Below are 22,380 nucleotides of genomic sequence, written 5' to 3' on the forward strand. Positions count from 1 at the left end.
GTAGATCAACAGCAACCCCGCTGTTGATCTAGTCATATGGGATGGATCTACAGCAAAGTAGCCGTTGATCCATCCAAATCTGGGTAGATCAACAGCAAAGCTCTGTAGAATAAATTGTTAGCTTGCTTGATCCCTGGGTGTGGGAGTTGCTGATAGTTCACTTTTAGACGTAGTTATTATCTGGATGCCATGTCTGATCTAAACCAAACTTGGAAATGCGTGGCTGAATTGAGAGGTCATTCCAGTTGGATTTATGGAGTTCCAATTACTTCTGATGGAATGTTAGCTAGTGTTAGTGGTAGTAAAATCCTATTCTGGAATTTAGACACTCAAGAAATAGATTCTGTTCTTGAAGAACATACGGATACCATACCCTCTCTCAGTCTTAGCCCTGATAATCGGACTTTGGCTAGCGGCAGTCTTGATAAAACGGTTGGTTTGTGGAATTTAGAAACAAAAGACCTGATTTGTACGCTTGCCAAACGCAAAGATCCGATTTATTCAGTTGTGTTTAGTCCTGATAACAAGTTACTTGCAAGTGGAGGAGAAATTAAATACAGAACTGCCGATGGACAAAAAACAACTATTTATCTTTGGAGTATTGATAACAAGGAACTAATCCGCACTTTTGTAGGACATGATCTTAGAGTAAATACTCTTGCTTTTAGTCCTGATGGTCAAACCTTGGCTAGTGGAAGTAACGACAATACTGTTAGATTATGGGATGTCAATTCGGGTAGGCAGTTGCATATCTTAGAGGGGCACTCTAGTAACATTGGCACAGTTGCCTTCACTCTAGATGGTAGTAGTCTAATTAGTAGTGGTGGCGGTGGTATCAAAGTCTGGAATGTACAGACTGGAGAAATACAACAAAGCCTAGCTGAGCAGTCCGAATATACTAGATGCTTTGCAATTGATCCTACTGGTCAACTTCTAGCTTTTGAAGTACGCAATGGGATTGAGATATGGAACCTAAGAAGCAGCGAAAAGTTGCAATACTTAGATTTCAAGTGGCCAATTAGTATGAATTTCAGTACTGATGGGAAATTACTGGCTAGTGGAGATGCAACTGCGTTTACCGAAGATGGTGGTCTAGTTAAGGTGTGGAGTGTTCCAACGTTAGAGCGTGTAATACCAATTGACCAAAACTCTGAGCAATTTGAGTTAGCTGCTGAGCGTCAGAAAATTGAATCTGAGGGGTATTTTGATGCTGAGACTCTTGAAGATGCTAGAAGACGAATAACAGCTTCCATTGTACAGAGACAGGGACAGGCTGAATTTCGGCGTAAGTTACTGAAATCTTACGGTGGTCGATGTCCAATAACTAATTGCGATGTAGAGTCAGCTATTGAAGCAGCACATATCATCCCATATCAAGGAACTGAAACTAATCACCCAACAAATGGTTTACCGCTCAGAGCTGACATACATACTCTGTTTGATTTGCATCTACTGTCAATCCAATCGGATACCTTTGATGTAGTAATTGCCCCTAGACTTGTCAGTACCTGTTACCAAGACTTGGCTGGTCGGAAACTGACTTTACCGCAGGATCAAAACGCTGTACCAGATCGAAATGCTCTTAGTAAGCATTATGAAACTTTTCTTAGTAAGTGCAAGAATACTCAACCGCCAGCAAGCTAACAACCGTGGCGCAGCGGACTGTTGCAAGCCGTTGGCGATGTAGCAAAAGTGATCGGCAGCCGCTGACCACGAACGTTATGCTTCTAATCCACTAGTAAGGGTTAATTAGGATCAGTAACCTGAATCAGAAATGTAGCTACAATTGGATGTATATTTTTCCTCTACAAGCATGACAACCTCATCAAAATCTCAACCGAAAGGAATTAAAGAAGAATTTGCTAAGTTTTACGAAAACCCAAGTCGCGATAAATTCAGAGATTTAATACGAGACAATCTTGGAGAATTTTCCCATCTTGACTTTAAGGAAGACTGGTCAAGCCTTTCAAAAATAGCTCGACATATTTTGGGTCTAGCTAACTCGGACGGGGGCTGCATAGTTGTTGGAGTTGCTGAGAAAGAGGATAAAACGCTAGAGGCAACAGGAGTAGAAAATTTAAAGGACAAAGCTGAGATTGTTAAAGGAACTCAGAAGTTTCTACCTAATGTATTGTCAGATAGGGTAGAAATTTTAGACTTTACATATGAAGCTTCTGAATATCCCAAAATAGTTGGGAAGAAATTTCAAGTAATTCTTGTTGGAACTGATCCTAAGCATTTGCCTTTTATCTCAATGGCAGAAGGTGAAGGAATTCAAAAAAATAAAATTTATGTGAGGCGAGGCACTTCAACCGAAGAAGCAAATTATCAAGAGCTACAGAATGTTATTAATAAGCGGCTTGAAACAGGTTACTCATCCAGGAATGAGATTGATTTAAGAACACACATAGAAGAGCTTGAGATGCTGTATGGGCTACTCAAATCTAGCTATGTCATTCCTACAGGGTTTATAAGCTCCCAACTGGGGCTATTGGGTTCTACCCTTAAAGATCTTGCTAGTCAATATAAATCTGTTCCAAATCCTCATTATCCAGCGGAAAGTTATGAAGAATTTATTGCCAGAATGATTGAAAAGAAAAAGAAGCGAATTGAGATACTCCTTGATGTTGCTGATCTATGAGAAGCCTTACTAACCCTTTGAGTATTTTACTTAGTCAAAGCATAATCGGGTAACAGGGAGGTTTTCCCTCCCCGTCCCCACAACACCCCTCATGCGGGTCCGCAAGGGGCGTTTCCCCAAAGAGGTTTAGACAGCTCAATTCCAAAGAATTGATGTCCAGGGTCGGCTACGCAGTTAAGCGCCGACTGATGGCTCCCCCATCCGGGTTCATCGCCTCGCCGAGCTTTGCGACTCCTCCCTGCTCTTTGAAGTTCGGTCCTTCGCCTTATCTCACCCATTACGCTAAGCGTTTGACTACTATGACCTCTGCTGACTTCTGCCCAATCACGCCTAGCATTTCTACCAGACGCGCTGCCTGAATGACCGTAGGGTTCTGTGGGTTGTCCATCCCTTTCGAGATGGCCCTCAGTCAGACTCCCATAATCACCAGACCGCCATTTGGGCAGATCTCCCCAGATAAGAACATGAACCTTCACTGCACAACTGCGCCATTTACCGTGCCCCTTGAACCAGTGGATTTCGTTGTGTTGTGCCAACTCATCCTGAGGGTCTCGGCCTTCTATGGCATTTCTGTCCGTCAGCTTGCAGCTTTGCCGCTGGCTTCCTCCAGACATTCCCTCGCGGGTTTGCCCTTGCCTTAAGCTAGTAGTTGTCGTCACTCGGATCGTTTGGATCATTTGGACGTTGGTTCTCCTACAGGGGACTTTCACCCCATTGATTCATGCCCATGCTGGGCGTACACAACCGTGTTGCAGCAGACGGAACAGAGTTATTGGTGAGATGCAAAGGTTTCTAGCCGCCGCTGAACACAACCGTTAGCTGGCTATCTACTTGCTACCGAAAATGTCTAAGTATTGGCGTTATCCAGCAAAAGTTTTAGGTTGTTTACGGGGCGGAGAGATCACAATAATTCTTTGCGCTGGTATCGGATTAACAAATGGTGGAGGTCGGCAAGAACTTCCTATTCAATTGGTTTCAGTTGATTTAAGAATGCCAAACAGCGAATTTGATGTTCTGTTCGAGCGGGCTTCAGGACATTTTGTTAAAGTTTTGCGTAAAGAAGAAGCTTGCCCTTAAACTGACTGAAGAAGGATTAGCTGCTAGACTTCGAGGATAGTTGGCAGTGAGTGATTGTGGATGAAATTTGAATGGAATCCAGATAAAGCAAATTTGAACTACGAGAAACATAATGTTTCCTTTGAGGAAGCTGCTACTGTTTTTAACGATTTGCTATCAGTCACATTTCCAGATCCAGATCATTCAGTTGGCGAGAGCCGTTACGTTATCATTGGTATGTCCAGGTTTGGGCAGCTTTTGATCGTATCTCACACCGACCGAGGAGAAAAAGTACGCATCATCAGTGCCCGAAAAGCCACTCGTCAGGAGCGGAGATTTTATGAAGAAGGAAGTTGATAATGAGATGGACGACGAGTTACGACCTGAGTATGATTTTTCTCAGTTAGCGGGAGGAATTAGAGGAAAATATGTTGAGCGTTATCGAGCAGGAACCAATCTTGTTCTTCTAGCTCCTGATGTAGCTCTGGCATTTCCGAACGACGATGCTGTTAATGAAGCATTGCGCTTATTAATGCAGATTGCCCAGCGCCATCCAGCTAACAACCCGGTTGGAGCAGACGAATAAAGTTTTCGTGCTTTGTTTCAATTCGGCTTGTTGCTGCTCAACCGGAACGTTATCTGGCTTCGCACAAAGGTCTTGCACTGATCATTGAAGGCGATCGCGCTTATCCAAAACGTCACAGTCTCGATCGAAGTAGACTGTGTTTTGAGGCGATCGGGTTAGTTGCAACCGTTCCAGAAGGTGATGGTGGAGACAAGTGATTAGGGGCGATCGCCTCAGCTTCTCCAAGAGCCAGTTTATGCTCAGTGCTTCGACAAAGGGTAATAACCGCTGGAAGTGAGTGGGAACAACCTCTGCAACTTGATCCAGTGATTCAATATGTGTTCTTACACGGCCAGAGAGATACAATAGTCGTTGATCCAGAGTCGATGTTCAGTAGATCAGCCATGCCCCATGTTCTGTTAGTAGATGATGAAGCTCCTCTACGGGAAAGCCTGACGTACGCCTTGGAGAAAGAAGGCTACGACGTAACCACCGCTGCCGATGGAGCCGACGCTATCAAACAGTTTCACAAACAGGTACCTGATGTCATCCTTCTCGATCTGATGTTGCCGCAGATCGATGGCATGGAGGTCTGTTGGCGAATTCGAGCCTTTTCTGATGTGCCAATTGTGATGCTAACGGCTAAAGACCAGGATATTGAAAAAGCGTGGGGTTTAGAAGCAGGTGCCGATGACTATGTCACCAAACCGTTTGACACTAACGACTTGCTGACCCGCATTGAAACCGTGTTGCGCGATCGCCAAACCACCGACTAGCCTGGGTTCGAGATGCGTTGGCCGTTTGCCAAAATTAAGTGGAACTCCATTCACACGCAACTGCTGGCAACCTATCTGCTGTTGACGGCGTTGGGCACGTCTCTCCTGTCGGCCTATGTCCTGTGGTCTTTTTACGCCTACTTTATTCAAACCAGACAGGCTGACCTGAACGACTGGAGTGCAGCCCTCACCGAAAGTATTGCCGATGAGGTAGAGCAGGAAGACCTTGAGCGCATTGATTTGCTGGTGCAGCGCTATGGTGCGGCAGAAACCATGACGCTTCGCATTTTCGATGCTCAAGGGGTATTATTGGCAACTTCTAGTCCTCAGCTAGATCAACAGGTTGTCAACTGGGGTGAGGTCGTTGGGGTGAGAACGGCACTCAACGGTCAGGTTATGCAAGGCAAGGCAAAAGGGGTGCTGTCAGACGACGATCGCCTCTACATTGCACGACCGATTTTGCGGCAGGGGCAGGTGTGGGGTGTTCTCCGCATGTCGATCACATTGGAGCAGCTTCAAAGCCAGTTTGCCAGCGTCATCTGGACAGTGTTGGGCACGCTGGGTCTAACGATTTTGCTGTGTACTTTAATTAGTAATTGGCTGGCTCGCAGTCTGTCGAAACCCATTCGCACCATGCAACATTTTGCGATTCGCCTGGGGAGTGGGCATTTTGGCGATCGCCTCACCATTCACCAGAGTAACGAGCTAGATCAGTTAGCCTACGAATTGAACCGGATGAGCGAGCGCCTGGCTTCGTTAGATCAGGAACGGCGCGTATTCCTGGCGAATGTGTCTCACGAATTGCGGACGCCTATTAGCAATGTTCAAGTCACCGTTGAGGCATTGAGGCGAGGGGCGAAAGACGAGCCAGAACTGCGCGATCGCTTCCTGCAAACGGTAGAAGACGAAACTAGGCGCTTATCCCGGCTGATTCACGATTTGCTGGAACTGGGGCGACTGGAAGCAGGAGCAACTGCCCTAGAGAAGCAAGTGCTTTCGCTACAACCATTACTAGAGCGAGCCGTACGGGCAATGGAAACGCGAATGCAAGCTCTAGAGATCAGCGCTCAACTCAATGTTGCCGATCTGCGGGTAGAGGGCGACCCAGAACGGCTGTTGCAAGCCTTCTTAAACGTTCTAGACAACGCGATTAAACACTCCAAACCCAACTCGCAGATTTCTATCTCGGGGCAGAGGGATGGTAAATCCATCGTTGTCACCGTTCAAGATCAGGGGGTAGGTATCAGCCCAGACAAGCTCTCCCGCATTTTCGAGCAATTTTATACAGCAGACCCTTCTCGCCAGGGAAGTGGTACCGGGCTGGGGTTAGCCATTGCGAAGCGAATTGTGGAAGCCCATCAAGGCAGCATCGCGGTCAGCAGCACCGTTAATCAAGGCGCAACCTTTATCATTCGGCTACCGCTATCCAGTCTGTAGCTGGCTGGCTCTGGCTGCACTGGGTTGGCAAGCAGCCAGCGGAACCAGAACGCTGACTATTTTCCCGGATAGTTTTCTTTAATCCACAGCCGCAACTCTGCTTCAGAATCGGCATAGACATAGCGACCTGTTTGTGGATCAACAGCATACCACCAGCGATCGCTGCCATTGACAAACTCACACACGTTCAGCTCGGAGCGGCGGGAGAAGGCTTTAGCGAGGCGTTGGCTAGCTGTCTGCAACCAGCTCAGCAGCGATGTGGGCAGGGGCGCGGTTTTGCGAAATGGCGCAATGTTGTTGCGAACAGTGTTAGAGGTCAGTTGCCGCTGCTCCTGTTCTAACAGAGCAACGAGCTGACTATTGTTAGCGGTTCGGGCTACTTCCAGTCGGTGAGCCAGAGAGGCCATCATGTTGTCCTGATGGCGAGCCAGGAGACGAGAGGAATTGGGGCGGAGTACGTGAGCCATAATCTTCTATTAAATCGTAGGGGTAAATTGCGTTTGTCTCTACCAAACGATTATAAAAAACTTTCTGTAGCGTTTGCTACAAAAAACTGCGTTTGATGACATTTCGGCACCTGTGGGGCAAATACCTGATTGGCAAAACTCTCAAACACCTGATTCTGGTTCAGGATGGGTTATCGTAACTCACCCCACCCTGAATGAACAGGCGTTGCTGAATCGGGGTATGGATTTGACCCTATTGCCTCCCTGGAAGCGTCCGAACCTTCAAAGTTTCTCAGAGTTGGAGGATATCGGATGCGATCGCAGATAACCGCCCACGGCTTCATCCGGCAACGCCATGAATGTCAGCCTGAACGCTGTGAACCCCAAACTCCACAGAACACTGTGACAGGCAACTAACCCTTTACCTGCGACCCAATGCTGCAATGAAACGAATCACTCGGCTGGCCCAATGATTAAAGAAATGCTCGGTTAATGTGTCTTCCCCCCCCCATGCCGGAATTTTTTCACCGACCCTGGTCAAGAAGTCATACACAATAAACTGAGCAATTTTGCTTTGCTTACCAGCGGCTGAATAAATGAGTTGCACCGGATACGCGACAAACCCAACGGTTGGCAGTAGGCCAACCCAAAACGCCACCCACGGGATCTCTTGCCTGTTGAATGCGGCTTGAATCATTCGAACTACTGTATACAGGGTTCGATGCACTGGCCCACCTGCAACTAGCCATACCATCAGCATCAGTCCATCAATGAATCCTACGGCATACAGTAGTGGAACTAATACATACTCCAAACCTTTGATCGACAGTTTAAGGCCAAGATGGACGCTGAAATCATTCAGGTAATCGCTCGCCTTCTCACTGTTCAACCGCTGCAATAAATGATCAGCTTCATCATCGTTTAACTGGTTGCGGTGATGCCATTTCTCAATTCTGGCTGCAACATACTCTCTGGCGATCGCCAACCGATAGCGTTGGGAGGTAATGAGACAATATACTTTCAGCAGCAGCTTCCGGTAGTGAGTCGATAGCAGTTTGTTAAAGAGTGTTAGGGGAAGTTCAATCAGCAGCTTTTTGAAGCAAACGGCCACGAATCGGTCGAATTCGCGTGCGTACCAGGCTAGTGGATGTTGCGTATACCAACGGGCTTGCTCGTCAGTGATGTATCCTCGTTTGAGCTGATATTGAATGCTGCGATCGACCCGCCTCATCTGTTTCCACTGCTGCTGATACTGCGCCAACTGAGCGATATACCTTAACAGAGTGACGTATTGTTCCTGACCGATCGCGGTTGTTAAATCGGCCTGGCAAGCCTTAACATACCGCCTCAACTGCTGCGTATTTACATCATCAAACAAGGCACGACGATAGTAAATGGATTTGGGCAGGTAAAACCGGAATAACTCTAAAACGTTGAGCGGAAACAGGGCAGGCACCCCCGATTCCATATCGATCCACACAAACGATCGCGCTCTGTTCGTAGCGGTTTGCATCATGAAGTTATTCAAAGCAGAGGGGCTGCCTTTGCCCGCTTGCCAGAGCAACCCATCAAACCCAGCGGCCATTAAATGCTGTTGCAGCCGCTGCATCACGGCCAACAAAGTATCTAACTCTTGATGCTGGTGCGGTTGGAACGGTTGTTGCAAAGCAATGTGTTTGCCTGAGATAAATTGGGTATCGAGTTGATAGGCTCTGAAGGCAGGATTCCATTTTGTGGCGATCGCGTCTGCTACATCGAGCGTTCCGTCAAACCAAAAGAGAACCAGCTCTTTAAGAATTTTTCTGCGGTAATAGGCGCATGCGATCGCCCCTTCGTTCCACACATAGGGATTGGGCGCGCCAAAAAAGATGTAATGAATGAACGTGGCTATTTTGTCTTCAAAGAATATCTTGCGGGCAACGTTGCCCTGGTGGGAATCGACCAAAAAGACCTGCCCCGATCGCCCTGCACCCAACAGTTTGACGCTTGAACCCTGCTGCAACTCTGTCATCTTTTAACGGCCAATAAACCATTCAACACTTGACCACAGCAACAGGGGAACAGCAGGCGTTCATGCAACGCCATCACGTCAACACTATCATGGTTAATGCCACGACGATCGCTGTTTAACACCCGATTCGACCCCAGCGTGCTAGAAAGGGAATCCTCGCCAGCGGTTCGCTTATTGTTTCACCGTTGTGTTAATCCGTCGTCTAGCTTTTGTCTTAGATGTTGAGGGTTGATGTAGAGGTCATGGCGATCGCTCTATCCCAATGGGAGCATCTTAGTCAATGCGGTAGCGCGTCAGCCGCTTGACTAGCTCGCGGGACAGTCCCAACTCTTGCACCAGCGCATCTTCCACCTCAGCAAACTCCGTCACCGGAAAATCCATCTCTAGCTCTCGCAAAATAGAGTCGCTGGTTTTCACTGTGACTTCGGTTACGTCTTCTCGTCGGTCAATTTCTGCTTCGATCGCCACAATCCGCACCGTGAGAGAAAGGTTAACCTGAGGCTGCTCATCTGACTGGAGCTGAACCGTTGTTTCATAAGCATGAGACATAACCCGTTCTGTAATCCAGCCGGTGCCCAATAGGAACCCTAGCCCAACCAGAGGCAGCGGCAACCAAACGGCTAAATTCAATCTGCTCAAAGACGATCGCCAGGAAGATTTAAGCATGAGAATGTAGAAGGCTGTAAAACGCCAGTGTGATGTAGAAAAGGGTAGTCTAGGTACGATATGAGAATTCTACTGGTGGAAGACGACCCGGAACAATTAGAGCCGCTTCGCACCGTTCTCATCAAATCGGGGCATGTGGTGGATGGTGTCGAAGATGGTGCGATCGCCCAACAGCTAATTTATGCCAAACCCTACGATTTATTAATTTTGGATTGGCTGTTACCCAACGTTAGCGGCATTGACCTCTGCAAACAATTCCGCCAGGCAGGGAAGACCGCTCCTGTTTTAATGCTGACCGCCAGAGACGCGATCGCCGATAAAGTGACGGGGCTGGATGTGGGGGCAGATGATTATTTAGTCAAACCCGTGAATGCAATGGAACTGCTGGCACGGGTGCGGGCACTGGGACGGCGATCGCCCCTGTGGCAAGGAGACAGCCTGCATCTTGATGACCTTCAGCTTCACCTCACGACTCTCATGCTAGAGCGGCAAGGTACGACGGCCTCGCTGTCCGGACGGGAGTTTCAGCTTATGGAATACCTGATGCGCCATCCCAAACAAGTGTTAAGCCGTGATCAAATTGAGCAATCGCTGTGGGAGTGGAATACCTTCCCGGAGAGCAAAGCGGTGGCCACACTGGTATACCGCTTGCGGCAGCGCTTACAGACGGTCGGTGCAGACGAGTGGCTACAAACGATTTATGGCATGGGTTATCGCCTTGCTCCACCCGAAAGGGAATGAGCAAACTCTACTCATCACTGGGATTTGGCGATCGCTTCGGTACTGTAGAGACGTATATCATCCGGTAGTGAACGAGGCGATCGTCTACCTGTAATCTAATCACTGTGAACTTGGTGTGATGTTTGTCCTTCATTCTTAGAGGATGTCTTAAAAGTGCTAAGCTCCAACTCGAACCGCCCCCTAATCCCCCAATTTTGGCTTCGACGTGAGCGCTCAGCCGAACGGGGACTTCCGAATCAATTCTGTTTCAAAGTCCCCCAAAATTGGGGGATTTAGGGGGCTAATTTAGAATGTTGAGCCATTCTCAGACACCCTCTTAGGAATAGGCACAGACCACTCCATTCGATGTATAGATTCTAGAGAGAACCACCATGAAACGTATCATTCTTTTAACCAGTTTGGCGATCGCGGCTTTGGCGGCCTGTACGCCTGCGGCAGACCAAACGGCTCAACCCGTCCCCACGACTCAAGCTAGCCCTCCGGCCCAGCAACCGCAGACAAATACGGAAACGGCTCAAAATCCCAACTCGGTAACCATTTCCGGTGAAGTTGTCCGCGTAGAAGACGATGACGTTATCATCAACGACGGCACTCAAGAAATTCGCGTCGATGCAGATGATGATGTGTTGCGGCAGGCCAACCTGGCAGCGGGCGATCAAATTACCGTCGTTGGAGAGTATGACAACAACGAATTTGATGCAGTCACCATTACGCTAGAAAGCGGTGAAACGCTGGTTGTAGACGACTAAACTGCTGATAGATTGGCACCTGATGTCAGAGGTGCTGATAGGGACGTGGCATAACCCTGCGGGAAGCAAGCGACGGGCAAGACATCTGAGTTTATTTCAGGGTTGACCTGCTGGGTGCTACGCCCTTAGAGGCATTCGCTATGTTTCAAGTTGAAATGGGCATAGAGATGAGCAACAACTATTCAACGGTGATGGCGATCGCCACCACCAATCCCTTAGCCAATCCTTTGGTTAGCAGGGTAAAGCAAAACCAGGGGCGATCGAGTCATCAAACGGTTGACTTAATGCAGCCGAATTTCAACAAGATGAACCGCATCTTAATTGTTGAGGATCAACCGCGAATCGCTGCTTTTTTAGAGAAAGGGTTGCGGCAGGCAGGATTCATTACCACGGTTGCTCAGGATGGTTGGGAAGCGTGGCATTTAACCAGCAATGAGCCGTTTGATCTCATCATTCTAGATTTGATGCTGCCCGATCGCCACGGATTTGATGTGCTTCAAGATCTTCGCCACGAGGGGTATCACTTGCCTATCATGATCTTGACGGCTTCAGACAGTTTGCAAAATCGAGAACTTGGCTTTCAATATGGCGCAAATGATTACCTGATGAAGCCATTTAAGTTTTCAGACCTGCTCGAACGAGTTCGGGCACTGCTGTAGCGCTGGTTATATCTTCCTCACGCTCTCACTGTAACAGTTCAGATATAGGCTTACAGCAGTTCTCAATCGAGTCAGCCACAGTCTCGCCAAGATGGGTGTAGGGTTTGAGGCGTGGTGAATGCAAATGAAAATGGCTGTAATTAAGGGGCAGAGGCGATCGCTCTTCAATGTGGGTCTGCTTACTTTGCTTTACAGCTTAATATGCATGAAGTTGAGCTTCAGTACAGGCTCAAGTGCATCAACCCCAGTTAGTGAGTTTAAATCTCGATTTTCATGTTCAACCGCAGTCGTCAAGACCTTGCTTGTTGGTTTACGCTCTCCATGGGAAGCATCCTGATCATCTTTGCAGGTGTGCTTTACTTTCTGGAAGCCAAAGACCAGGTGCAGGCATTTGATCGACGGCTATACGATATCTGTCAGTTTATGGCAGCGGGTGTTGAAGACGGAAATTACCAGGATCGGCGGCGAGTGGATCTAGAAAACGTGCCAATTTTGGGAAGTGATGCCCTACCCCTGAGTACGACCCTGGTGTTTGCCCGCTGGTATAGCCCTGAACGGGAGTTAATTCAATTTTCGGGAGACATTCCACCACAGCGGTTAGAAAGCAAACTGGGGTTTCAAACCCTTGTAGAGGGCGATCGCGAACTGGCTTTCTTGCAGAGCTATACCTCAACCGTGCCGTTTGTCCGGCTGCGGCAGCTTACCTTGCCCGTGTTGCAAAACGGGGTATTGATTGGGTTTCTTCAGGTGGCCATGCCCCTCACTCCGGTGGAAAACGACCTGTGGCAATTGCGGTTATTTCTGGTGGTTGGTGTACCCGTTGCCCTGGGTGCGATCGCCCTCACAGGCTGGTTTCTGGGTGGATTAGCCATGCAGCCGATTCGGCAATCCTACAGCCAGCTTCAGCGCTTTACGGCAGATGCATCCCACGAACTGCGGGCACCGCTGGCGGCGATCGTCAACCATGCCCACGTTGGGTTGATGAGTCCTGCCGAGCCGCAAGAGCAGCAGTTTCGGCTGGAAAAAATTGTCAAAGGAGCCGAATCGATGGGAAAACTGGTCGGCGATTTGCTGTTTCTGGCACGCAATGAAGGACGATTGGCACCGGGTTCGCTGCAATCGGTTGATGTAGTTCAGGTGTTGCGATCGCTGCTCAACGAGTTTCGCCACCAGGCTGCCATCAAAGACATCACGCTGGTGGCTGACCTGCCAGACCAACCGCTGCTGCTCAAAGCAGAGCCAGATTTGTTGCGCCAAGCCATTGCCAACCTCCTCAGCAATGCCCTACGCTACACGCCCGATGGTGGCACTGTTACCGTTAAAGCCTGCTTGCGATCGCAACGAGCCATCATGCAAATTACAGACAGCGGGGTTGGCATTGCAGACAGCGATTTACCCCATATCTTTGAGCGCTTTTATCGAGCAGATAAGGTGCGATCGCGCCATACGGGTGGCTTTGGCTTAGGGTTGGCGATCGTCCAGCAAATTGTTGAGGCTCATGCCGGAAAAATCACGGTAACAAGCCAGTTAGATCAGGGTTCCACCTTTCAAATTGAGCTGCCTCTCCTGGCAAAATTAACGGCGAGCTGAACCCAGAACCCAATCCATCACAGTCCATCACAGTTCATCACAGAGCCGCCAGGTAAATACTGCGAATATCAGCCGCACTACAGGCGCGAGGGTTGAGAGGATGACAGCCATCGGCATAGGCCACCGCCACCAGTTCATCAACCTTGTGCTCTGCCACTCCAATTTGCGAGAGCGTTTTGGGAATCCCCACCTCTGCTTTTAACGTTTCCAGCCAGTCAATAAAGCGATCGCCCGTTGGCTCCACCCCCACCACTGCTGCCAACATTGCCAACTTTTCCGGAACGGCTGCCAAATTGAACTGCATGGCGTAGGGAATCATCAGCGCATTGGCTAACCCGTGATGCACGTCATACACCGTCGAGAGCGCATGGGCACAGGAATGGGTTACACCCAACCCCTTTTGAAAGGCAACCGCCCCCATCATGGCAGCGGCCAGCATATCGCTGCGAGCGTTCAAATCAGTACCGTTGTGTACGCTGGTTGCCAAGCTTTTCGCCACCAGCCGCACGCCTTCCAGGGCAATGCCGTCACACATGGGCTGATATCCTTTGGCAAGATAGGCTTCAACGCAATGGGTCAGCGCATCCATACCCGTAGCCGCTGTAATTTTAGGCGGCAACCCCAGCAGCAATTCTGGATCGGCAAAGACCGTTTTGGGCAAGATGTGCGGCGAAAAGATGATTTTCTTGGCGTGGGTGTCGTCATCGGAAATGACGCTGCTGCGCCCCACTTCGCTGCCGGTACCAGCGGTGGTAGGTACCGCAACCAGATACGGAATGGGTTGATCGACCGGACGAGCATCCGGCTTGCCGTCTTCGTAATCAAACAGGTTGCCCGGATGGTGTGCCATGAGCGCGATCGCTTTTCCCACGTCCATTGCGGCACCGCCACCCACGGCTGCGATCGCATCTGCCTCATGCGCCTGAAAAACACTCACCCCAGCAGTGACGTGCGACTGAACGGGATTGCCTTCCAGGTCGCTAAAGCTAGCCGCTTGCAAGCCAGCCGACTTGAACGAGTGCAGCATTTCCTCAAAGAAAGCAAGAGACACAACGCCGCGATCGGTCACCAATAGCGGACGTTGAACCCCTGCTGCCTTTAGCGCATCGGCTATTTCATGCCGCGACCCTGCCCCAAACCGAATGGTTGTTGGAAAGCAAAATTCATAAATGCCCATAGGTCGCTTCGTCTGGTGAATTGGCGGGTAAATTGGCAGATGAAGTAATGGGTGGAAATCTCAATTCCCTAAACTCCAACCGTTTGCCGATGATGCGATCGCACAATGGCATCGTCGCAATAGTCAGCCAGGTGGGGCGATCGATACCCGTCCTTTGTCCACAAAATGGGGAAAAAGTTTTCATCCATCGTGGTATCACCCACCCGCTTGTAACGCCCATAGATGTAGGCGGCTCCAGTGGGTTGAAATTGGGCTTCAGAACTGAGGGTATGAACAGCGAGGCTGCGACGGGTGCGATCGGGCGATCGGTTTTTGTCTGACCCATGCCAGGTCTTACCGTGATGAATCACGCAACTTCCAGCCGCCATTTCAATTGGCACCACTGTTGGGTTCGTTACTCCGGCTTCTGCGGCAGCTCGGTGCATAGCGCTGCGGTAATCAGAGTGGGGGGCGTGAAACTCGCCCATCTGTGTGATTAATGCCCATTGGTGCGACCCCGGCACATATTCAATCGTGCCGATCTCGGCGGTGACATCATCCAGGGCAATCCAGCAGGTAATCATTTCGGGTGGGTCAATGTAGCTGATGTAGGTGCCATCCTGATGAAGCGCCACTTCTTTGGCTCCGGCAGGCTTCATCCAAACGCTGTCCTGCCCAATTCGTGCGCCGTTCCAGCCAGCTAGCGTAGCGCTCAAGCGTCCAATTTCGGCGGAGAGGGCGATACTGGCGATCGCCAAATCGCTTTTCCAGGCATTGCAAATTTCGCGGGTGACATCGGGCAAGCTCAACCCGGCACGCCAATGCCATTCGTCGGGATAAATTCCGGTTTCAAACTTACCGTGAAATAAGGGTTCAATGCGATCGCCCACCCGCCTGGCTAAATCTGCATCCAACAGGTTCTCAACGACCAAAAAACCATCACGATGGAAGCGCTCAATGGCTTCGGCTGTTAACTGAATCGGCTCACGATCCATACGCTGTTCCCCCGTCTTAACGTCACATGTTATAACAAGACACGGGCGATCGAGTTGTATCGCTGCGTACGGTTATGGCTAATTGACCGATAAAACGCTCAAAAACCAACCCAGGAACATTGCTCAGTTAACCAGGCGTTGGAATAGATGCTTCCCAGCAGCCTGCTTGTCAACCCATATTTCAAGCTGTGGTGTAGACCTGCTCATTGAAGTTAGCTGTAATCTCGCTCCAGGTGAGTTTCACGAATCCAGGCGCATAGGTTGACTTGTAGTATCCCCCATCGACTCCCCAGGGATTGAAAAGTGTAAACGTTCGCGTGGACGAGTTGTAGTCTACCAGAGCATAGGAATGTCCAGGAACCAGATTAGAAGCGATCTGACCCTCACCTTTAGTGCCAAAGGTGATGAGTTGTCCTGAGTTGAATGCCTGGATGGCTTTGCTGTCTGTTGAGGCGGTTGTCAGCTCGTTGTACACCGCGTTTCGTGCTGTAATTTGAGTCAGGGCGACAGCCGAGTGCCCGATCTCAATGCCGTTGTAAGAGTTGGTTCCATCTTGCCCAATCCACTTCGATTCGTTCAGTTGAGCATATGCCTTTTCGGCCAAGGCCACCCACAACTCATTAGACGTGCTGCTGTACGAGGTGCCTCTTCCCTGCGCGTAAACAAATTGTCCGGCAGAGTTGGTGGGCAAATACCGATCGACCGTTACATAGTCGGCAACGCCCTGGTTATACAACCGAACGGTGTAGGTGTTGTCGCCATTATCGATGAACATGTTTTTAATCATCTCAGGCGAGCGAAAGGCAGTGGTTGTCAGTCCCACCAGGAAGTAGCAGTCGCCAAGCGTTCCCTGAGCAACATCACGGTAGTCGATGCCGTTTTGGAACAACGCGCCACTGGTCGAGCGGTAGGTGTAAGAGGTTGCAGGGCGATCGCCTCCCAAAAACCATTTATCAATTAGCTTTTCCATGTGCGTATCCAGGCTGTCTGCGACCAGATTGCCCAAACGATCGCCCTTGTAGTGTTCGTTCGCCACGTTCCCGTTGACAACCTTATCTGCCAGCACTCGCACATAGTCTGGAATCTGCAAATAGGATGCGCTGTTCACCAGAGTGCGAAGATCGGTCAGTTCAGTTTTATCGATCTTGCTGCCATCTTTGGCGTTTCGCAGGATATCAACGACATCGGTACGGTCTAAACGGTTGTCTGCAAAGCGAGAACGAGCGATCGCCTTTAGCTCGGCATCCTGAATGTTGCGATCAAACCAGTCAGGAATGAGTGATGTGGAGGATGAGCCGGGTTTGGGGTTGCCAAACAGGGTAGTAGCACTGGTAGGGGCTGGGGCGATCGCACCCGGTGTGGGGGAAGTGGAGACAGGAGCATCAGCCGTCTTAACATCAGAGACGGTCGTTGCGGGCATCGATGAGGGGAACGGCTCAGGCGATGCAGAAGGGGTAGAAGGGGTGTTTGTGGATAATGGAACTGGGGAGAATGTTAAGGGCGTCGCCGTCGATGATGGCGAATTCGTTGTAATGCTGCCTTGAAACCGGGGACTGCTTTGAGAGATGCCGCTCTGAACTGATGTGGCAAACAAGTTGAGCTTGTAAGATGTTTCCTGACGAGCGCCTGCTCGAATTTGAACAAAATAGGTGCCTGCTTCCAGCGTTTGGTTAATCGTTTCCGATTTCGTACCTGGACGATTAGAGGTTTGTAAAACGTTCCCTTGGCGATCGTGTAAAAGCAAATCTGCGTTGGCTTTTAAACCCTTAAGGGACAACGTTAGGCTACTGCGATTGGTGAGCCGAATTCCGTAGAAGTCTTTGCGATCAGCGCCTCCAATCCAATCTTCTTGACGAGTTGAAGAATTGGAACGAATACTAATAAATTTAGCTTGACCAATTCTGTTTCCGGCGCGATCGACAGACATTTTAAGTTTCTTCTCTGAATGGGATAGTACTAAATTCCCACATTGAACAGAAGTTTGTCTGCCAGAAATAGGCTTAAATTATGGGCTTTTTGGCTTAGTAAAAGAGCGGAATAGATAAAGCCTTTTGGCTTAGAGAACGACTTTTATTTGACCGTTTTATGATGATAGATTCGTACTTTTAAGTAAGCCAATTGTTTGAATAGATTACTTTAGTTGGCTTAGCATGTTGCGAAATATTCAGCCAATTGGCCTATGACAAATACCCATCTTTCAGCCATTTAACCTAATTCTATGTAGGGGCTTGATTTAAATGCCGCATTGCCTTACTAATAGGTCATAGGGTTTAATTTCTACCATTGGCAGCTTAGCTATCTCCTGGAGCAGAAAGCGCCGCTCCCTCTCTCGACCGAAGCTCTAAAAGGGATCTCCCTTTAAGCGGCTTAGTTTGGAAGGAGGCGAGAAACTCTCAAAGGTGGTCGTTTCTGTGGTGGGAATAGTCTAGAGCTAGTTGACTAATTGATGAAAGTCGTTGTGCAAGTCTTGTGTTTTCCTGAATCGATTTGTGATAAGTATCTGTTTTTCACATCTCAGTCTGTCTGTCATTTTTAGTGAACACAGAATGATTCTCCTGGAATCAAGCTCTGCCACATAAAAAAGCGCTCAGACTGAAACCCTGTGTAACTCAAGAATAAGGCTGCATATCATCTTGCTTGCAATACTCGCTTGAGATAGTTTGCCTACCGTTGGTAAGCATTGAAGCTAAAACTTCAATGCTTACCAATTTTTTGGCTTAAGGTTCCGACCAGATCGCAAACGTTATTCCGGGCTGATAAATATTGAGAAACATGGTTTGCCCGTTTGGTGAAAAACAGATCCCGGCAAATTCGGAACGATTGATTGCATTGCGAGCAAACTTGTATAGTCGGCCAGTTGGCGTTAACCCCACAACATACTGAGCGCCCCTGCCGTCTTCGCAGATCATCAAATCGCCAGAAGGTGCCATGACTAAATTGTCTGGAAAGTCTAAAACGGTTGCATTGTCGGGTTGGACAAACAGTTCAATGGTGCCGCCATCGGAAACGGTTAAACCGGGAATATAGCGCCAAACCTGTCCATACGGCCTGTTTCCTCCATTGGTGCAGGTAAAGTAAAGTTCACCATTGCTGTAGCAGATGCCCTCACCCCGTGAGAATTGGGCGGCTCCTTTGGCAAATCCCTCCATGCGGACGGTATCTTCAACCGGATCAACGGCTGCAATTCGCACCCACTCCACAGGCATGGGTTGCCCGATGGGAACGTTTGCCCGCGTAATGGCTTGCGATCGCCCCTGAATGCAAAGCGCTTCCAAAACGCCACCCGCCTGTAGTTGTCCCGGTGTGTGTGGAATAAACCGATAAAACAATCCGTCTATCTGATCTTCGGTCTGATAAACAACGCCCGTACGCGGATCAACCGCGATCGCCTCATGCTTAAATCGTCCCATTGCCACCAACGGTTCGGGCGTAACGGCGGCGGTTGCTGCAATTGGCACTTCAAAGGCGTATCCGTGGGGTTTAGAAACGCGGCTCCGGTGTATCCATCCACTCGTAGCTGGCGTAGATGTATCTTCTTCACAACTAATCCAGGAATTCCACGGGGTTGCCCCTCCAGAACAGTTGCGACAGGTGCCAGCCAGGGAGGTATATTGACGCAGGAGAGTGCGATCGCCCCCTATCACTACTGTAGTGGTGCCACCTTTGGCGTGAGGGTCGTACTGGTTCCCCGCAGGGGCAACGATTTGGGTGCTGGAGTCGGGCAGCAGTTCATGATTGCGAATCAAAACAGTGTTGCCGTGGGCATCAGCAAAGGCGGCCATGCCGTCAAAAGCACCGGGCACCGGATGGCCATCATTCATGATGTCGCCTTCTCTGGAGAGAACGTGGTAGCGAAATCCGGCTGGCAAATCAAGCAATCCGTTCGGGTCGGGCTGAAGTGCGCCATACCCCACGTCTTCTAAGATCAACTGACTGGCTTGTTTCGATCGCCCATCCCCTAGCCGCGATCGCACTGCTTCCTGAGCGTAAAAGGCTTTTAACGGAGCGGCGATGACGGCTCCGGCAGCGCTCATGCTGGCCCATGTAAAAAATTGGCGACGCGATACTGGCATGTCAATTCTTCGTGACATCCTGAATGGATTGACAGAGAAATAGAAACGAAGTTAGGAGAGCTATTCCATCCACCTTAACGGCAAAAGGGCGATCGCTTCCATTGCTTCAAGCGATCGCCCTTATTAATCTCGGATTCTTGCTCAACCGATGAGATTAAACTAAACCGTTTGAGTCAGTTGATAACGACTGGTAAGTTGGCTCAACTGCTGCACCAGCAAGCTGAGGAACAAGCCCACATCCGTCACCACGCCAACCGACTCCACCGAGCCGCGATCGCTTAACTTGGTTACTACGGCGGGGTTAATATCCACGCAGACCATCTTGACCCCCGCTGGTGTCATGTTGCCCGTGCCGATCGAGTGCAGCATTGAAGACAGCATTAAGATCAAATCGGCTCCTTCAATTAAACGAGCGTAATCGGCCTGGGCTTCAATTAAATCCATCTTAGTGTCGGGCAACGGTCCGTCATCGCGAATCGAACCCGCCAGCGAGAACGGCACCCTATGCTGGATGCACTCATAGAAGATACCGCTGGTTAACGCCCCTTGCTCCACCGCATGACCAATGCTGCCGCAGCGACGAATCAGGTTGATCGCTTTGAGGTGATGGCGATGGCCGCCCCGCACCGAAACTCCGCGTTTCATGTCCATTCCTAACGACGTGCCCATCAACGACTGCTCGATATCGTGAACGGCGATCGCATTTCCGCCCAGCAATGCCTGTACATACCCTTCCCGAATCAACTGCGATAGATGGTTGCCGCCTCCGGTATGAATGACAACCGGGCCAGCTACTACAACGACCTTGCCACCCTGATCGCGGATTTTGCGTAATTCCCAGGCGATTTGTTCCACCACCAGTTCAACGCGACGTTCGCTGGAAACGCCTGCACCCATAAAGCTAAATTCCTGTTGGGTGTTGCGTTGTTCGCGCAACTCCGGTTTGCGGACGGTACGAATGCCGTCGATCCCCACGACCACATCTTCACCTATCTCCAGGTCGCGCAGCAGCTTGCAGCGAGCTACCGTGCCGTTGGACGTTTGAGAAATGGCGATCGCTCCATCCATCCGCTGGTTTTGTACTCTCAACCACTGTGAGTTCACCCGCACTTCGGTGGGGTAAATCGTCGTGACATAGAAATCGTCGGGTGCCACTCCTGCCTGGACGATCGGTTCTAATTGTGCATCGGAAAGTTCTTGCGGTAGCCGCACAGCCCCAATGTCAATTAATTGAGACATAATTTTTTCCATGACATCGTGGGAGGGTGCTGTCACCTTCACTTCTGCCACAGACGTACTTTGCCGCTGTACACCAAGCTGGAAGTTTAAAATTTGGAAACTGCCGCCCCCTTCAACGACCGCATCCAACGTGCGATTCATCACACCAGAGTCGATCAGGTGCCCTTCCAGGCGAATCGTGCGGCTTTCAACCGCCGCCGCGGCGTGAACTTCGGGCTGAATTGGCTCTGTTACTCGCAACGTCAAACACTTAGCGGCTCCTCCAGCTTTCAGAAATTCGGTTAACGGCGTTTCTAATACCTCAAACCCAGCTTCAGCCAAACGCCGCTTCAGGTCATTACTGGCCTGGTTCATAACCACGGTGCGATCGACATTCACTGCATTACAGGCAAAGTTCACCGCATCGGCCTCGCCCACAGCAATCCGTTTTTCGGGAGCTACCCGCATTTCAATCAGGCGATTGGAATAGGCATCAAACGCAGGCGGATAGTAAAGCAAGTAGCCATCGGTTAATGGGCAGAAGCAGGTGTCCAGATGATAAAACCGCTCATCCATCAACCGCAGCGATAACACTTCAATATCCAGCCATTTTGCCAGATAGGGATGAGAATCAAGCTCCGAACGGAAGCCATACCCTGCCCACAGCCAGCGGCCTTCCCGGTCGAGCAGCGCATCGCCTGCCCCTTCAAACGGTAAATCTTGGGGTAACTCGTGAACCGTGTACCCCTGTTGTTCAAACCACTGCTTGAAGAAGGGTTCTTCACCCTGCCGCTCTTTGTGGTAAAAACGGCTAAGAACAACGTTGTCTCCCAGCACTAATCCAGCGTTTGCCGTAAACACCATGTCGGGTACACCTTTTTGCGGTGTTACCAGATCAACGATGACTCGCTCTTTTAGCAAGTGAAATAAACGTTGCCATTGTTCAACAGCTCGATCGCGCGAAGACTTGTGGATGTTCCCCTCCATCCAAGGATTAATCACATAATCCACGTCGTAGTGGTCTGGAGAACACATGAGAAAACGAATTGAGGCACTCATAATCAACCTGTAACGTTAGGATAGATGCGGAAAACCTGCTGTTTTCCTCTCTAAAAGTGGTATCAACGAACTGCGAAACTTAGACTAACGAATGGCGTGCTACGCAACCCACCTGCTTGCCCAAACGGCTCGTCTCTTGAGCCAAGCCAAGCTTCTATCTTATTACTTTAAAGAGCCGTGTTTCGAGTCGAGATGGGCAGCAAATAGCTGCAATCTATAGATTGGTGTGAAGCCTCAAGACCTGGAACGTTGATGTGTCGTGCCGTTTGCTCAAGCCGACTGGATGGCTGCATTTTCATCATAAATAGGCATTCAGTATCAGTGCTGCTAAACGAAACAGAAGTTTATTTCTGATGTCATGCTGGACACGAATTAAGCTGGCTAACTGATAACTAATAGTTCAATCTGCCGTTTCTTGAAGATACAAATGATACTTTCTTTAAAACAGGTTCTCAACCCAGCCGCACGTAAGAGGATGTTTAAAGAGTGCTGATGGTCACTCGAACCGCTCCCTAAATCCTCCAGGCTTGAAGGATTTTCGA

22 protein-coding genes are annotated in these 22,380 nt (G+C 49.6%); 12 read left to right on the forward strand and 10 right to left on the reverse strand.

Translation table 11 applies throughout. The annotated features are described in order from the left end of the window. Positions 1–189 precede the first annotated feature (189 nt). The 5 genes from IQ268_RS14560 to IQ268_RS14580 all read left to right on the forward strand — a co-directional run bounded on the left by IQ268_RS14560 (position 190) and on the right by IQ268_RS14580 (position 4,283). Positions 190–1,644: an HNH endonuclease gene (locus IQ268_RS14560; RefSeq protein WP_193880122.1), complete on the forward strand. Its 1,455-nt coding sequence runs from the start codon at positions 190–192 to the stop codon at positions 1,642–1,644. 169 nt (positions 1,645–1,813) lie between these two features. Further along, positions 1,814–2,641, forward strand: coding sequence for a helix-turn-helix domain-containing protein (locus IQ268_RS14565; RefSeq protein WP_193880125.1), 828 nt, complete (start codon positions 1,814–1,816; stop codon positions 2,639–2,641). 843 nt (positions 2,642–3,484) lie between these two features. Further along, a complete protein-coding gene (locus IQ268_RS14570) occupies positions 3,485–3,718 on the forward strand; it encodes a hypothetical protein (protein WP_193880128.1) in 234 nt (77 codons plus the stop codon). A 60-nt stretch (positions 3,719–3,778) separates the two neighbouring features. Then, the gene (locus IQ268_RS14575; protein WP_193880131.1) at positions 3,779–4,054 is read left to right on the forward strand and encodes a BrnT family toxin; all 276 of its coding nucleotides are present in this window, start codon (positions 3,779–3,781) and stop codon (positions 4,052–4,054) included. Further along, positions 4,038–4,283 (forward strand): hypothetical protein, encoded by a 246-nt coding sequence (locus IQ268_RS14580; RefSeq protein WP_193880134.1) that lies wholly within the window; start codon positions 4,038–4,040, stop codon positions 4,281–4,283. The genes IQ268_RS14575 and IQ268_RS14580 overlap by 17 nt, the downstream gene beginning before the upstream one ends. Before the next feature lie 81 nt (positions 4,284–4,364). Here IQ268_RS14580 and IQ268_RS14585 read toward each other — a convergent pair whose 3' ends face one another. Beyond that, the gene (locus IQ268_RS14585; protein ID WP_193880137.1) at positions 4,365–4,508 is read right to left on the reverse strand and encodes a hypothetical protein; all 144 of its coding nucleotides are present in this window, start codon (positions 4,506–4,508) and stop codon (positions 4,365–4,367) included. A gap of 158 nt (positions 4,509–4,666) precedes the next feature. Between IQ268_RS14585 and IQ268_RS14590 the strand changes: the two genes are divergently transcribed. Both IQ268_RS14590 and IQ268_RS14595 read left to right on the forward strand, forming a co-directional pair. Continuing rightward, positions 4,667–5,038 carry a response regulator transcription factor gene (locus tag IQ268_RS14590; RefSeq protein ID WP_193880140.1) on the forward strand — a complete coding sequence of 124 codons (372 nt, stop codon included), beginning with the start codon at positions 4,667–4,669 and terminating at the stop codon, positions 5,036–5,038. A 12-nt stretch (positions 5,039–5,050) separates the two neighbouring features. Next, entirely contained in the window at positions 5,051–6,475 is a 1,425-nt protein-coding gene (locus IQ268_RS14595) for a cell wall metabolism sensor histidine kinase WalK (RefSeq protein WP_193880143.1), read from the forward strand. 56 nt (positions 6,476–6,531) lie between these two features. Here IQ268_RS14595 and IQ268_RS14600 read toward each other — a convergent pair whose 3' ends face one another. Further along, complete coding sequence (locus IQ268_RS14600; protein ID WP_193880146.1) at positions 6,532–6,942, reverse strand: hypothetical protein; 411 nt, start codon at positions 6,940–6,942, stop codon at positions 6,532–6,534. Between the two features lie 73 nt (positions 6,943–7,015). On the opposite strand from IQ268_RS14600, the gene IQ268_RS14605 reads away from it, so the two are divergent. After that, positions 7,016–7,249, forward strand: a complete 234-nt coding sequence (locus IQ268_RS14605) for a hypothetical protein (RefSeq protein ID WP_193880149.1) — start codon at positions 7,016–7,018, stop codon at positions 7,247–7,249. 93 nt (positions 7,250–7,342) lie between these two features. On the opposite strand, the gene IQ268_RS14610 is transcribed toward IQ268_RS14605, so the two are convergent. Beyond that, positions 7,343–8,932: a hypothetical protein gene (locus IQ268_RS14610; RefSeq protein WP_193880152.1), complete on the reverse strand. Its 1,590-nt coding sequence runs from the start codon at positions 8,930–8,932 to the stop codon at positions 7,343–7,345. Positions 8,933–9,205: 273 nt separating this feature from the next. Continuing rightward, positions 9,206–9,598 (reverse strand): hypothetical protein, encoded by a 393-nt coding sequence (locus IQ268_RS14615; RefSeq protein ID WP_193880155.1) that lies wholly within the window; start codon positions 9,596–9,598, stop codon positions 9,206–9,208. A 60-nt stretch (positions 9,599–9,658) separates the two neighbouring features. Between IQ268_RS14615 and rppA the strand changes: the two genes are divergently transcribed. Next, entirely contained in the window at positions 9,659–10,339 is a 681-nt protein-coding gene (gene rppA / locus IQ268_RS14620; protein WP_193880158.1) for a two-component system response regulator RppA, read from the forward strand. Between the two features lie 7 nt (positions 10,340–10,346). On the opposite strand, the gene IQ268_RS32895 is transcribed toward rppA, so the two are convergent. Further along, positions 10,347–10,472, reverse strand: coding sequence for a hypothetical protein (locus IQ268_RS32895; RefSeq protein ID WP_255527198.1), 126 nt, complete (start codon positions 10,470–10,472; stop codon positions 10,347–10,349). A gap of 238 nt (positions 10,473–10,710) precedes the next feature. On the opposite strand from IQ268_RS32895, the gene IQ268_RS14625 reads away from it, so the two are divergent. The 3 genes from IQ268_RS14625 (at position 10,711) to IQ268_RS14635 (ending at position 13,337) form a co-directional block, all read left to right on the forward strand. Then, positions 10,711–11,088, forward strand: a complete 378-nt coding sequence (locus tag IQ268_RS14625; protein WP_193880161.1) for a NirD/YgiW/YdeI family stress tolerance protein — start codon at positions 10,711–10,713, stop codon at positions 11,086–11,088. A gap of 140 nt (positions 11,089–11,228) precedes the next feature. Continuing rightward, positions 11,229–11,747, forward strand: coding sequence for a response regulator transcription factor (locus IQ268_RS14630; protein ID WP_228035370.1), 519 nt, complete (start codon positions 11,229–11,231; stop codon positions 11,745–11,747). A 321-nt stretch (positions 11,748–12,068) separates the two neighbouring features. Continuing rightward, positions 12,069–13,337 (forward strand): cell wall metabolism sensor histidine kinase WalK, encoded by a 1,269-nt coding sequence (locus tag IQ268_RS14635; RefSeq protein WP_228035371.1) that lies wholly within the window; start codon positions 12,069–12,071, stop codon positions 13,335–13,337. 37 nt (positions 13,338–13,374) lie between these two features. Here IQ268_RS14635 and IQ268_RS14640 read toward each other — a convergent pair whose 3' ends face one another. The 5 genes from IQ268_RS14640 to IQ268_RS14660 form a co-directional block, all read right to left on the reverse strand. Next, complete coding sequence (locus tag IQ268_RS14640) at positions 13,375–14,514, reverse strand: iron-containing alcohol dehydrogenase (protein ID WP_193880168.1); 1,140 nt, start codon at positions 14,512–14,514, stop codon at positions 13,375–13,377. Positions 14,515–14,582: 68 nt separating this feature from the next. Continuing rightward, a complete protein-coding gene (locus IQ268_RS14645; protein ID WP_193880171.1) occupies positions 14,583–15,488 on the reverse strand; it encodes a phytanoyl-CoA dioxygenase family protein in 906 nt (301 codons plus the stop codon). A gap of 181 nt (positions 15,489–15,669) precedes the next feature. Continuing rightward, entirely contained in the window at positions 15,670–17,415 is a 1,746-nt protein-coding gene (locus tag IQ268_RS14650; protein WP_193880173.1) for a C2 family cysteine protease, read from the reverse strand. Between the two features lie 790 nt (positions 17,416–18,205). Continuing rightward, complete coding sequence (locus IQ268_RS14655) at positions 18,206–19,561, reverse strand: alkaline phosphatase PhoX (protein ID WP_193880175.1); 1,356 nt, start codon at positions 19,559–19,561, stop codon at positions 18,206–18,208. Positions 19,562–19,720: 159 nt separating this feature from the next. Next, positions 19,721–21,838: a TIGR00300 family protein gene (locus IQ268_RS14660; RefSeq protein WP_193880177.1), complete on the reverse strand. Its 2,118-nt coding sequence runs from the start codon at positions 21,836–21,838 to the stop codon at positions 19,721–19,723. Positions 21,839–22,380 lie beyond the last annotated feature (542 nt).

This window comes from Oculatella sp. LEGE 06141 (genome assembly GCF_015207605.1).
Classification (GTDB): domain Bacteria; phylum Cyanobacteriota; class Cyanobacteriia; order Elainellales; family Elainellaceae; genus Oculatella.

Coding starts and splice junctions, on each gene's coding strand:
- IQ268_RS14660 (WP_193880177.1), bottom strand. CDS start 21,838: ATGAGTGCCTCAATTCGTTTTCTCATGTGTTCTCCAGACCACTACGAC.
- IQ268_RS14650 (WP_193880173.1), bottom strand. CDS start 17,415: ATGTCTGTCGATCGCGCCGGAAACAGAATTGGTCAAGCTAAATTTATT.
- IQ268_RS14560 (WP_193880122.1), top strand. CDS start 190: ATGTCTGATCTAAACCAAACTTGGAAATGCGTGGCTGAATTGAGAGGT.
- IQ268_RS14570 (WP_193880128.1), top strand. CDS start 3,485: ATGTCTAAGTATTGGCGTTATCCAGCAAAAGTTTTAGGTTGTTTACGG.
- IQ268_RS14595 (WP_193880143.1), top strand. CDS start 5,051: ATGCGTTGGCCGTTTGCCAAAATTAAGTGGAACTCCATTCACACGCAA.
- IQ268_RS14600 (WP_193880146.1), bottom strand. CDS start 6,942: ATGGCTCACGTACTCCGCCCCAATTCCTCTCGTCTCCTGGCTCGCCAT.
- IQ268_RS14645 (WP_193880171.1), bottom strand. CDS start 15,488: ATGGATCGTGAGCCGATTCAGTTAACAGCCGAAGCCATTGAGCGCTTC.
- IQ268_RS14580 (WP_193880134.1), top strand. CDS start 4,038: ATGAAGAAGGAAGTTGATAATGAGATGGACGACGAGTTACGACCTGAG.
- IQ268_RS14615 (WP_193880155.1), bottom strand. CDS start 9,598: ATGCTTAAATCTTCCTGGCGATCGTCTTTGAGCAGATTGAATTTAGCC.
- IQ268_RS14630 (WP_228035370.1), top strand. CDS start 11,229: ATGTTTCAAGTTGAAATGGGCATAGAGATGAGCAACAACTATTCAACG.
- IQ268_RS14655 (WP_193880175.1), bottom strand. CDS start 19,561: ATGCCAGTATCGCGTCGCCAATTTTTTACATGGGCCAGCATGAGCGCT.
- IQ268_RS14610 (WP_193880152.1), bottom strand. CDS start 8,932: ATGACAGAGTTGCAGCAGGGTTCAAGCGTCAAACTGTTGGGTGCAGGG.
- IQ268_RS32895 (WP_255527198.1), bottom strand. CDS start 10,472: ATGAAGGACAAACATCACACCAAGTTCACAGTGATTAGATTACAGGTA.
- IQ268_RS14590 (WP_193880140.1), top strand. CDS start 4,667: ATGCCCCATGTTCTGTTAGTAGATGATGAAGCTCCTCTACGGGAAAGC.
- IQ268_RS14625 (WP_193880161.1), top strand. CDS start 10,711: ATGAAACGTATCATTCTTTTAACCAGTTTGGCGATCGCGGCTTTGGCG.
- IQ268_RS14640 (WP_193880168.1), bottom strand. CDS start 14,514: ATGGGCATTTATGAATTTTGCTTTCCAACAACCATTCGGTTTGGGGCA.
- IQ268_RS14565 (WP_193880125.1), top strand. CDS start 1,814: ATGACAACCTCATCAAAATCTCAACCGAAAGGAATTAAAGAAGAATTT.
- rppA (WP_193880158.1), top strand. CDS start 9,659: ATGAGAATTCTACTGGTGGAAGACGACCCGGAACAATTAGAGCCGCTT.
- IQ268_RS14575 (WP_193880131.1), top strand. CDS start 3,779: ATGAAATTTGAATGGAATCCAGATAAAGCAAATTTGAACTACGAGAAA.
- IQ268_RS14635 (WP_228035371.1), top strand. CDS start 12,069: ATGGGAAGCATCCTGATCATCTTTGCAGGTGTGCTTTACTTTCTGGAA.